Source organism: Butyrivibrio fibrisolvens (genome assembly GCF_023206215.1).
GTDB classification, from domain to species: domain Bacteria; phylum Bacillota; class Clostridia; order Lachnospirales; family Lachnospiraceae; genus Butyrivibrio; species Butyrivibrio fibrisolvens_C.
Genome location: NZ_CP065800.1, coordinates 1675733 through 1687547 on the forward strand (window position 1 = coordinate 1675733; position 11815 = coordinate 1687547).

The 11815-nt window shown below is 41.1% G+C and carries 5 protein-coding genes; 4 read left to right on the forward strand and 1 reads right to left on the reverse strand.

Annotated elements, in window-relative coordinates; translation table 11 throughout:
* Nucleotides 1-9: 9 nt before the first annotated feature.
* On the reverse strand, nucleotides 10-2004 hold the full coding sequence (locus tag I7804_RS06880; protein WP_248405620.1) for a methyl-accepting chemotaxis protein: 1995 nt from the start codon (nucleotides 2002-2004) through the stop codon (nucleotides 10-12).
* A 294-nt stretch (nucleotides 2005-2298) separates the two neighbouring features.
* On the opposite strand from I7804_RS06880, the gene I7804_RS06885 reads away from it, so the two are divergent.
* From I7804_RS06885 to glmS, 4 genes are all read left to right on the forward strand, one after another.
* Nucleotides 2299-6183 carry a DEAD/DEAH box helicase gene (locus I7804_RS06885; RefSeq protein ID WP_248405622.1) on the forward strand — a complete coding sequence of 1295 codons (3885 nt, stop codon included), beginning with the start codon at nucleotides 2299-2301 and terminating at the stop codon, nucleotides 6181-6183.
* A gap of 24 nt (nucleotides 6184-6207) precedes the next feature.
* Nucleotides 6208-8376 carry a DEAD/DEAH box helicase gene (locus I7804_RS06890; RefSeq protein ID WP_248405624.1) on the forward strand — a complete coding sequence of 723 codons (2169 nt, stop codon included), beginning with the start codon at nucleotides 6208-6210 and terminating at the stop codon, nucleotides 8374-8376.
* A gap of 568 nt (nucleotides 8377-8944) precedes the next feature.
* Nucleotides 8945-9526, forward strand: coding sequence for a biotin transporter BioY (locus I7804_RS06895; RefSeq protein WP_074755445.1), 582 nt, complete (start codon nucleotides 8945-8947; stop codon nucleotides 9524-9526).
* A gap of 442 nt (nucleotides 9527-9968) precedes the next feature.
* The gene (glmS, locus tag I7804_RS06900) at nucleotides 9969-11789 is read left to right on the forward strand and encodes a glutamine--fructose-6-phosphate transaminase (isomerizing) (protein ID WP_027206705.1); all 1821 of its coding nucleotides are present in this window, start codon (nucleotides 9969-9971) and stop codon (nucleotides 11787-11789) included.
* Nucleotides 11790-11815 lie beyond the last annotated feature (26 nt).

Here is an 11815-nt window from a genome sequence, read left to right on the forward strand (position 1 = left end):
AACACCTCCTCAAATCTTGAACTGCTGTACATAAGATGTAAGTGTATCTGATGTACCGGCAAGCTCGTGTGCATTGGCAGCAACATCCTGGGAGCTTCTGGTAATATTTTCAGCCTGCTCTACCATGTTCTGGGAGGTTGCAAGGATCTCATCTGCGCTTGCTGCCTGCTCTTCGGATATGGCAGCAACATTGGTTGCAACATCATCAACCTTTTCAACACCGTTTATCATATCTCTGATAAGGTCATTGGATTCCTGAATGTTATCATAGATCTTATCAAAAGTATCAACAGCAGTTTCGATAAGACTGCTGTTCTGCTCGATACTTGCAGCGCTTTCATTGGCCTGACCTACAACTTCCTGGATCAGGTTGTGAACTTCATTGATAAGAGTTCCGATATTGGTAGCGCTTTCTGCAGAAGTCTGTGCAAGCTTGGCAATCTGAGTAGCAACAACTGCAAATCCTTTGCCGGCTTCGCCTGCCCTTGCAGCTTCGATAGAAGCGTTAAGAGATAGGAGATTGGTCTCCTCTGCAATCTCTCCGATAAGACCTACGATATTGGTGATCTCATTGGATGCTGTATCTACTCTGGAGATAGATTCCATAAGTCTTGCATTGGAATCAGACATTCCGGACATGGCACTGCTAAGCTGTTCCATATCGCTTCTGCCTTTTTTTGATATCTCTACAGTTTCATTCATACTGCTCTCAGCCTTGTGGCTGTTGTCTCTTGTATCAGCTACAACAGTTGCAAGAGTAGTAGCACTTGAAGCTATGTCATTAACAGCAGCTGCAAGCTGATCAACAGTCTCGTTGAGCTGTTTCATAGCTTCGGCCTGAGACTCGGAAGCACTGTACATGTTCTTGGATACAGTATCTGAGTTCTCTGACTGAGCTTTGAGCCTGTCAGACTCGTCACTTATCGAGTGCAGCATCTTTCTCATGCTGGTCACGAACTCATTGACCTGATCGCCCATAAGACCGATCTCATCGTTACTCTTTGCTTCAACTTCGATAGTGAAGTCGCCTCCGGACATAGCAACGATGTCTTTGGAGATTCCTGACAGAGGTTTCATCGCCTTATTTATAGTAAGGAGGATGATTGCAGTTATTATGATGATACTAAGTATACCTATTGCAATTGACAGATTTACGATATGATTGACATCAGCCAGGATGACATCTGTCTCTATATAGGATACAAGGACCCATGAAGTGCCTTGTATTTCGGCAAAGTCAACCATATAGTTTCCAATAGTGTCTTCTGTATAATCTCCATTTTCAATCTTTTTGGCTACACCGGACAGGAGCTTGTCGGAGCTTGATGATGACAGTGTCGATGATACAAGTGAGAAGTCCCTGTGAGCCAGAATAGTATTATCCGTCCTGTCTACAAGGAATGAACTTGCATTCTTCATCTTGACACCGGAATTAACGATAATACTGATCTTATCAAGAGTAACATCTGCTGATACAACCTTTATTTCATCGCCGCCGTCATCAAGAATACCTGATGCACTTATAACGCTTATTCCTTCTGCATTTTTATAAGCACTTCCGTAGGCCATATTTACACGGGTCAGACCTTCCTTGTACCAGGTTGTTGACGTAGGGTCAGAGAGGTCCAGATCGGCATCAGCAGCTTTGTATGTTTTGCCTGAAGCTGATGCAATATACAGGCCGTTGGTAGAGTTTGAATTAAAACCATACCAACCATCCAGCATAGCCTGAAGCTCCTGGTCAGTTGGATTTGCAGCTTCTATTGTTTTTTTGGCTGTTGCAAAAAACTGAAGGTTTTCATCGAGCCAGGATTCAATATTATCGCTTTGGTTGGTGAGTGACGAACTTAGCTCTGATTTAGCACTTTTTATAAGAGCATTTCTTGAAAGAATCGTTGTCACTGTGATAAGAACTACTACAGTGATAGCAACTGAAGGAACGATACACAATAATAGCTTATTACGGATCTTACCTGTTTTTGCCTTTTTTGTTTTAGCGGCCATTTCCACCTCCTGTGGCATGTTGTGGATGTAAATATACATACCTCGAAATGATTATCGGCATGATAATTATAAAAATTAGTTTTAACCGACTTATTTGCGAAAATATTTAAATTTTTTTTGTTACACCTTTTGCCCTGTAAATAATTCTTGAATACTGCATTGTCCATGCTGGAAGTCTTAATAATGTTCTTGATGATAAAGAAAAGTTATATTTTTAAGTTAAAACAGGGCTTATCATGATATACTGATTATTTGAGATTGATTAAATTGTTTTTTTTCCATGGAGTATTATTAATGGCCAAGAAGATATATATAGACTGGAGACCTGAATTTGCGCAGACTATAAGGTCCCGGGGGATGGACTATTACAGACGCGGTAATGTTAACAACTTAAAGCAGGAGGGAAGCTCTTTCTCTGCAGAAGTAACAGGATCCGGCGGCAGACGTTATATGACATTTGCACACCTTTCTGATGATTTTACCAGAGTAGAAAGGCTTAGTTGTACCTGCCCGTATGCAATGGAAGGCAAGCACTGCAAGCATGAAGCTGCTCTTATGTATCTTATAGAAGACAAGATCACAGATATGATATCCGGAAGCTCTCTTGGGATGTCTTCTTTGTATGCCAAGAAGAAACTGAATACTTCCGATGAGCAGGAGCTATTGGGTGGTAAGGGCTTTTATATAGATGATCTGGGCTATATAGGATTTGAAGAAAGTGAAGTAATAATCGGAGATAAACTAAGGGATATTACAGCTTACAAGTATTATAAGTATTCACAGATCTTGAAGAGCGCACGCATAAGTAAAGAAGTATGGGTCAAAGCTGTGGTCCTGGCCAAGTCATCTAAAGTCAGCATTCAGGATGTTAAGCTTAGTGAATTCTATGGAGGATCTTTTGGCGAAGAGGTTGATGATAACCGCAATGTTGGAGATAAGATCTGCTCTGCAACGGGCAGGATCAAAGAGTCATATTTTCAGGCCAAAGTTTCAGTAGGACCTGATTATTATGTAGGTGGATACTGTTATGTACCTTCCTGCAAGAAGCCTGTCACCAAGAAGATTGCAGGACATACCAGAACTATAGGCTTTATATGTGAGCATAAGGCAGCCCTTTTGTATCTGCTTAAAGAGTATCTGGACCAGGAAGGCATGGCAATAGATGCAACTGATAGAAGCGGCGAAGATATCATGAAGCAGCTGTCTAGAGAAAATAAGATTGCTGCAGTTAAAGAAAGTAAGACAAATACTGTAAGAAGAATAGAAAAGTATGATATAGAACCTATACTTATGCCTCGAAATAATAGTCTGTATCTTGCATTCAGGCTATCAGGCTCGCAGAAGTTCAAAGTCCAGCACCTTAATGAGCTCTACTATTCCGTCAAGAATAGGAAGTTATATAAATTTGGAAGAAAAAATATCAGACTATCTACTGAAGCCCTTACTGATAAGGGGCGTAAGATTTATGAATTTATTGAAAACTTCGCTCTTGAAAGTGATTTTTATACTCCTCAGACAGATGGCTTTGGTTTTGATATAAGTGATGATATGCCTAAGCTTAAGGATGAGATTCCACTGTTTGGGCACTTTCTGGACGAATTTTATGACCTGTGCATAGAGTGCGGGATGCAAGAGGATGGCATCACCCTTGTACATGGAAGAGATGAAAAAAAGGTATATCTTTCAGAAGAGCCTATACAGGCCAAGGTACAGATCAGCAATATGAAAGATGGCAAGGGCAGAGGTCTTGGAATACATGTATCAGGATTTATGCCGGTTGTCTTTTCCGGAAGGAAAAATGCCTATTACATAGAAGGCAATACATTAAATAAGGTACCAAGACAGGATGTTGACGTCCTGTCGCCACTAACTTCAATAAGCCATTTTGGTAAGTTTGAGTTTAGAATTGGTGTCCGTAATCTTACCAAGTTCTATTATGATACGCTGCCATGGCTTAGAGACCATGCACTTGTAAGCTTTGAAGATGCTGACTGGCTTGAACAGTTTATTTTGCCTCAGGCTGAGTTTGCTTTTTTCCTTGACAGGGAGAAGGGCTTTATAACCTGCAAGGCTGTGGTATCTTATGACGATCTTGAGAGGAATCTGTTATATGAAGCACCTGGTGAAGAAAGCTTCAGAGACCTTGTTAGCGAAGGTGATGTTATAGATGTAGTTCGTAACTATTTTCCTGATGTAGATACACAAAATGGCCTTTTTATATGCGATGAAGCCAAAAATGAGGATCTTGTATTTGAACTTCTCTCACAGGGACTTGATGAACTTCAGGCTTATGGAGATGTAAGACATACAGAGAGCTTCATGTCTATAGGAATCAGGAAGAATCCGGGATTCCAGATGGGTGTATCACTTGAATCGTCACTTCTTGATCTCGAGATAAGCGCTGAGGATATGGACCCTGAGGAACTTATAGAGCTTCTGAATTCCTATAGGACCAAGAAGAAATACTATCGACTTAAAAACGGAGATTTCGTATCTGCTCAGAACGAAGCGGTTGAAAATCTCGTCCACATGCTGGACAACATGCATGTAGACCTTAGGTCCTTTGTAGAAGGCAAGATGCAGATCCCTGCTTACAGAGCTTTGTATCTTGACAGGATGCTTGAAGATCAGAGTTTTATCTATGAGCACAGAGACAGACATTTTAAGAAGCTTATTCAGGAATTTAAGACTATATCAGATGCAGAGTTCGATCTTCCAAGCGGCATAGACGGACATCTTCGTAAGTATCAAAGAGATGGATACAGATGGCTGCGTACACTTTCCAAATACGGATTTGGAGGTATTCTTGCAGATGAGATGGGTCTTGGTAAGACTCTTCAGACTATAGCACTTCTTGCGTCATATTATGAAGAGCATGGAAAGAGCTTAGCATCTTGTGCAGATAATGATAATGAAGCTAATGAAAACGTATCACCAAGAAAGCCTTCGCTTGTAGTAGTTCCTGCGTCCCTTGTCTATAACTGGGGAGAGGAGCTTAAGAGGTTTGCCCCTTCTCTTAACTATGTGCTTATAACAGGCAGCAAGTCAGAGCGTGAAGACATAATACTTAACATAGAAGGTTATGACGTTGCAGTTACATCTTATGATCTTCTAAAGCGCGATATCGCTGAGTACGAAGATCACTCTTTTGCCATAGAGATAATAGATGAAGCTCAGTATATCAAGAATCATCTGTCTCAGGCAGCCAAGAGTGTCAAGCTTATAAGGGCTGACAGACGATTTGCTCTTACAGGAACGCCTATTGAGAACAGGCTTTCAGAACTTTGGAGCATCTTCGATTATCTGATGCCGGGACTTTTGTACAGCTATCCTCAGTTTAGAGCCGATTTCGAGATACCTGTCATGAAGTACGAGGAAGAAGATACCATGGACAAGCTTCGCGGCATGGTCACCCCTTTTATCCTTAGGAGGAAAAAAGCTGATGTATTAAAAGACCTTCCTGACAAGCTTGAAGAGATTCGCTATGCCAGGATGGATGAAGAGCAGAAAAAGCTCTATGATGCCCAGGTAGTTCATATGAAAATGCGCCTTGAAAAGCAGAGCGATGAAGAGTTTTCCAAAAATAAGATCGAGATATTCGCTGAACTTACAAGGCTTCGTCAGATATGCTGTGATCCTGCTCTGTGTTTTGAAAATTATAAAAAGGGCAGCTGCAAGACAGATGTATTCATGGATATGATAGAGCAGGTAATAGAAGGCGAGCACAAGGCTCTTGTATTCTCACAGTTTGTTACTATGCTGGATATTCTAAAAGGACGCCTTGAATCAGCAGGTATTCCTTATTATGAGATCACGGGAGCTACACCTAAAGAAAAGAGGATAGAGCTTGTTAATGCTTTCAATCAGGACAAGACGCCGGTATTCCTCATTTCTTTAAAGGCAGGCGGAACAGGTCTTAATCTGACCGGCGCTGATGTTGTCATTCACTATGATCCATGGTGGAATATTGCTGTGCAGAATCAGGCAACTGACAGAGCCCACAGGATAGGACAGCGCAAGGTGGTGACTGTCTTTAAGCTGATAGCTCATGGCACTATAGAAGACAAGATTCTGGAGATGCAGGAGAAGAAGCGCGCTCTTGCCGAGAACATCTTAGAAAGCGATGGAATATCAAGCGCAACACTTTCAAGAGACGATCTTCTGGAGCTGCTCAACTAAGAAACTTTTTTATATGGGGGTTAAATGAGTAATTCGAATTATTATAAGCCGGATTTTAAGGTTTTGGTTAAATATATAAGGGATATATCGGCGGTTGACGGCATGATGCTTTCAATTCAGGAAGAAGAGGCCAGGGCGAGGCAGGCGATAGAAAAGGCGGCAGCAGATCTTAGGATTAAGTTTGCTACAAAGAATCTTTCATCGATTCCTGTCAGTGAGTTATCCGGAGCTAAGGCGGGGATCAGGGTAGCTGCTTTGGAGAAGGCAGGATACCATGATCTGTCGCAGCTTGCCGGAAGGTCAGAGGCTTCACTTTCTATGATAAACGGGATAGGTGAAGCTCAGGCCAAGGCTATAAGGCAGACTGTAGATCTTTTTACAAGGAGGATGGCAGAGACTACATCTGTAAGGATTGATGCAGATTCCAAAGATCCTGAGAACTGGAATCTGGTATTCGAGCTATATAAATATATGCGTAAGGCTCTTGTATATAAGGATGTAGCGGATATTAATTCAAGGTATCATCAGCATATAGCTAAGGCGCTTTCGGATATTAAGATCAGGAATTCTTTAAGATGGGTATTCTCATCTGCTAAGGCTAAAGAGTCTACAGTGTCAGGTTATGAGACTCTTATAGTTATAGATAATGATAATTATCAGGTTCGTTCTAATAATCTTATTAATCAATATGAGACGTTTCGTCTTATATCCCTTCAGGATGCAAAGAGAGAGTTTCTAAGTAACAGTGCGCCATTTTATGCTCTTCTTGATAGTCTCAATGTATCATCTGCTCCTATTAGCTCAGTGTACAAGGATATACCATCTAGTCTTGCAGAAGAGATAGAGAGGCAGGAACTTGATACATCGCTTCTTAATGCTACGCTTAGGCAGTATCAGATATTTGGAGCCAAGTATGCGCTTCATCAAGAGAACGTCCTTTTGGGAGATGAGATGGGACTTGGCAAGACTATTATGGCTATTGCATCTATGGCATCAATAGCGGCTAAGGTTTCCAATGCGCATTTTCTTGTGGTATGTCCTGCCAGTGTACTTATCAACTGGTGTAGGGAGATTGAGAAGCACAGCGCTTTGAAGGCACATCTTCTACATGCATCAAAAGGTAAGATAGATGTAGATGTGTGGCAGCAAAATGGAGGAGTTGCAGTTACTAACTACGAATCTTTGGACGAACTTTATGACAATATGGATAGAGACCTTAATATAGAGATGCTGGTTGTAGATGAAGCTCATTATATTAAAAATCCTAAGGCTCAGAGGACTAAGTATCTTATGAAAATAAGAGATAAGGCAAAGCGCACTCTTCTTATGACAGGTACTCCTCTTGAAAATAAAGTCGATGAGATGTGCAACCTAATAGGTATATTAAGGCAGGATGATCTTATAAAAGATGTACAAAAATATGCATTTATGAATCAGTCTGATGAATTTAAGAAAGTCATAGCGCCTGTATATCTTAGAAGAGTAAGAGAAGATGTCCTCAAGGAGCTTCCTGAAATGGAAGATAAGCCTCAGTGGTGCGAAATGTCACCTTCTGACAAGGACGCATATGTTGAAGTGGTCAAAGAAGGTAACTTTATGACCATGAGAAGAGTAGGCTATCTTCAGGATGATATCAGTCATTCATCCAAGGCTGTGAGACTTTTGGAACTATGTGATATGGCCAAAGATGAAGGCAGGAAGATCATAGTATTCTCATTCTATCTTGATACTATTAGTAAAGTATGTGACCTTTTGAAGGACAGGGACGTATTCAGAATATCAGGATCTACTTCAATTGCAGATAGACAGGCAATAGTTGACGAGTTTACAAACAGTAAAGCAGGAAGTGTTCTTGTAAGTCAGGTACTGGCAGGAGGTACAGGGCTTAATATCCAGACAGCAAGTGTTGTGATATTCTGCGAACCTCAGATCAAGCCTTCTCTTGAAACTCAGGCTATATCAAGAGTATATCGTATGGGACAGGTTAGGAATGTCCTTGTATACCATCTCTTGTGTTCTGATACTATTGATGAAGATATGGTGAAGCTTCTTGAGCACAAGCAGAATATCTTCGATGAATATGCCAATGAGTCAGAGATGGCAGACGCTACCAAGTCTCTTGCAGACAAAGAGTGGATAAGCAGCGTAGTAGAAAGGCAGAGGAAGCTGTACCTTGCAACTACGCCGCAGTAATCCAGACTGCGGCCTTTCCACTTGGACGGTGCAGTAATCTGGGTTGCTGCCTTCCCACTTGGACAGTGCAGTATCTCCAAAATCTTTACATTGAAGGGCAGTATATAAAACAATGCCATGCTGTTAATCGTTTTATAATCCATGGCATGATATCTGGAGCTTTCCATTCTGGGGTCCAAACTCGCTTCGCTCAGACAGGTGGACCCCGGGCAGACTGGAAATCTCCATCTATCACGCTCATGAATTAAATAAAACGATTAAAAGCATGGCATTGTTTTATATACTGCCCTTCCCTGTAAAGATTTTGGAGATACTGCACTGTCCAAGTGGGAAGTTTGAAGTATTTGTAAGAGTTTTGATATAGAATCTATTACCTTCAGGTGAGTGTAAATTAGCCGGTGTGCTGGTAAAAGGTAGATGTAAACCGTTGAATCATTGATTGTAAACCTTTGATTCAAAAAATGGTTGACAATTAGTGTTTCGAAGGTTTACTATCTTTAAGACCGCATAAAATCTATAAATTATGGCTTAATTAATGCCGGTATTTGACTTGGAGGAATAACATAATATGAAAAAGTTTACAGTTAAGACAATCGTTTTATGTGCTATGTTTGCAGCTTTGTGCTGTGCTACAGCACCTATTTCCATCCCGCTTCCTGGCGGCGTTCCGATTACACTTCAGACGGCAGCAGTATTTCTTGCAGCTCTTCTTTTAGGACCTTTGTACGGTTTTGTAGCTGTGCTTGTATATGTTCTTTTAGGAGCAGTAGGTCTTCCTGTATTTGCAGGATTCTCAGGAGGAATCGGATCACTTGTAGGTATGAGCGGCGGATTTATTATGTCATGGCCATTTGCTGCACTTCTTGCTGGATTCATTTATTTTAAATTTGGCAGAAATAAAAAAGGCGTAGTTAAGTACGCAGAGATGATAGTAGCTATGCTTCTTGGAAGCGTAGTTATCTACGTAGTAGGACTTACACAGTTCATCTTCCTTACCAAGATGAGCATTCAGGCATCACTTCTTGCCTGCATGGTGCCTTTCATCCCGGGAGATCTTCTTAAGATGGTACTTGTAGCCATCATCGTTCCTGTTCTTGAAAAGGCGATGAAGTCTATCTTTGCAGATGAGCTAGCATCTGCTAATGCTTAATAAGTACAAGCTTAACCAGGCTTTTCACATTTAAAGCAGTAGATGTCAGAAATCTCATGATACATCTACTGCTTTATTATTTTTACAAGATGTGTTAAGATAATGTGGTTTAAGTTTTAGGAGGACTTAGATTTCGAAAAGTTTAGAAACTTTAGCGCCATGTACCGTAAGATACGGTTAACGAGGATTCGGGTTTATCGAGATTATTCGGCGGATGCCCGGACGTATGCATGAATGCGTAAGGCAGTTGTAAAGACCGGAACGATCCGGCAACAAATTAACTGCTGTCATGTGATCTGATAGTTACTGCCTGGAAGATGAGATGAATATATACATGCAGTAGCTTTTTATAACAATCGATGTGAAGGATCATCTTCATCTATCCGTTAGATGAAATGAGACTGATCATCTATGTACATTGACATGAAAGGAATTTATATATATGTGTGGAATTATTGGATTTGCAGGACATAAGCCTGCTCAGAATATCCTTCTTGATGGACTTCAGAGACTTGAGTACAGAGGTTATGACAGTGCAGGAATAGCCTTTTTCAAGGACAATGGCAAGCATGTATCCATTAGAAAGACTGCTGGTAAGGTTAATGACCTTCGGGCTATCTGTGATGATGAGAACGTTTCTACTACAGGTATCGGTCATACAAGATGGGCTACTCACGGCGGAGTTACCAATGCCAACGCTCATCCTCATAAGTTTGGTGATGTAACACTTCTTCATAACGGAATCATTGAGAACTATCACGAACTTATCGAGAAGTATGAACTCAAAGGGCAGCTTAAGTCAGACACAGATACAGAGGTTGCTGCTGCAGTTATCAGTAAGAACTATTCAGGAGATCCCAAGGATGCTATCAGAAAGGCTGTTAAGGAACTTAAAGGCTCTTTTGCTTTCTGTATTTTGTTCAAGGGTCATCCCGGAGAAGTTTATGCGGTTCGTAATGTAAGCCCTCTTGTAGCTTCTCATACAGATGGCGAGGGATCTTTTATCGCATCTGACCTTACAGCATTTATCGAGTTCTCAAACAGTTACTTCGTAGTACCTGAGTATCATATCCTTACACTTAAGGATGATGGTATCACACTTGAAGATCTTGAAGGCAATGTTGTAGAGCCTGAGTATCTTACAGTTGACTGGGATGTATCAACAGCTCAGAAGGATGGCTATCCTCATTATATGATCAAAGAGATCCATGAGCAGCCAAGAGCACTTGCAGATACTATCAATCCTCGTGTTAAGGATCTTCTTCCTGATTTTGAAGATGACAATATTCCGGATTCACTTTTTGAAGGTGTTCACGATATTACTGTTATAGCTTGCGGTACTGCTATGTATGCAGGTAATGTGGGTCGTACACTTATTCAGAATAAGTTCGGAATCCCTGTTACAGTTGCTATCGCATCTGAATTCAGATACGAAAGACCTACAATAGACAAGAATACACTTGTGATCGTAGTATCACAGTCAGGTGAGACTATTGATACACTTGAAGCTCTGCGCCTTGCCAAGAAGTATACAGACAGAACACTTGCAGTTGTTAATGTTAAGGGTTCTACAATTGCACGTGAAAGTGGATATGCTCTTTATACTCACGCAGGTCCTGAGATCGCAGTTGCATCTACCAAGGCTTACTCAGTTCAGGTAGCTGCTATGTATCTTATAGGATGCAAGCTTGGCCTCGTAACAGGCAAGGCTTCAGAATCTGAGATAAGAGAATTCATCTCAGGTCTTAAGAATGTTCCTTCTATGATCGAAGAAGTTCTTAAGCTTGAAGACAAGGTTGCAGCACAGGCAAGTCGTATGGTCAATGCTGAGGATGCTTTCTTTATCGGAAGAGGTCTTGACTATACTCTGTCTATGGAAGGTGCTCTCAAACTTAAGGAGATCAGCTACATTCACGCAGAAGCTTATGCAGCAGGTGAACTTAAGCACGGAACTATCTCTCTTATAACAGAAGGAACTCCTGTAATAGCTATAGCAACTCAGCAGCCTGTTTACAGCAAGGTTGTTTCTAACATCAGAGAGGTTAAGGCAAGAGGTGCCTATGTAATCCTTATCAGCAAGGATAAAGCTATCACAGACAGCACTGTATGTGATGTTCATATCAGCATACCTGATGTCAGAGATGAGCTTTCTGTATTTGAATCTGTAGTAGTACTTCAGATTCTTGCATATTACACTTCAGTAGGTAAGGGCAATGATCCGGATCAGCCTAGAAACCTTGCTAAGTCAGTTACAGTAGAATAATGAATTTGCCCAAAGAAGCCGCTTGT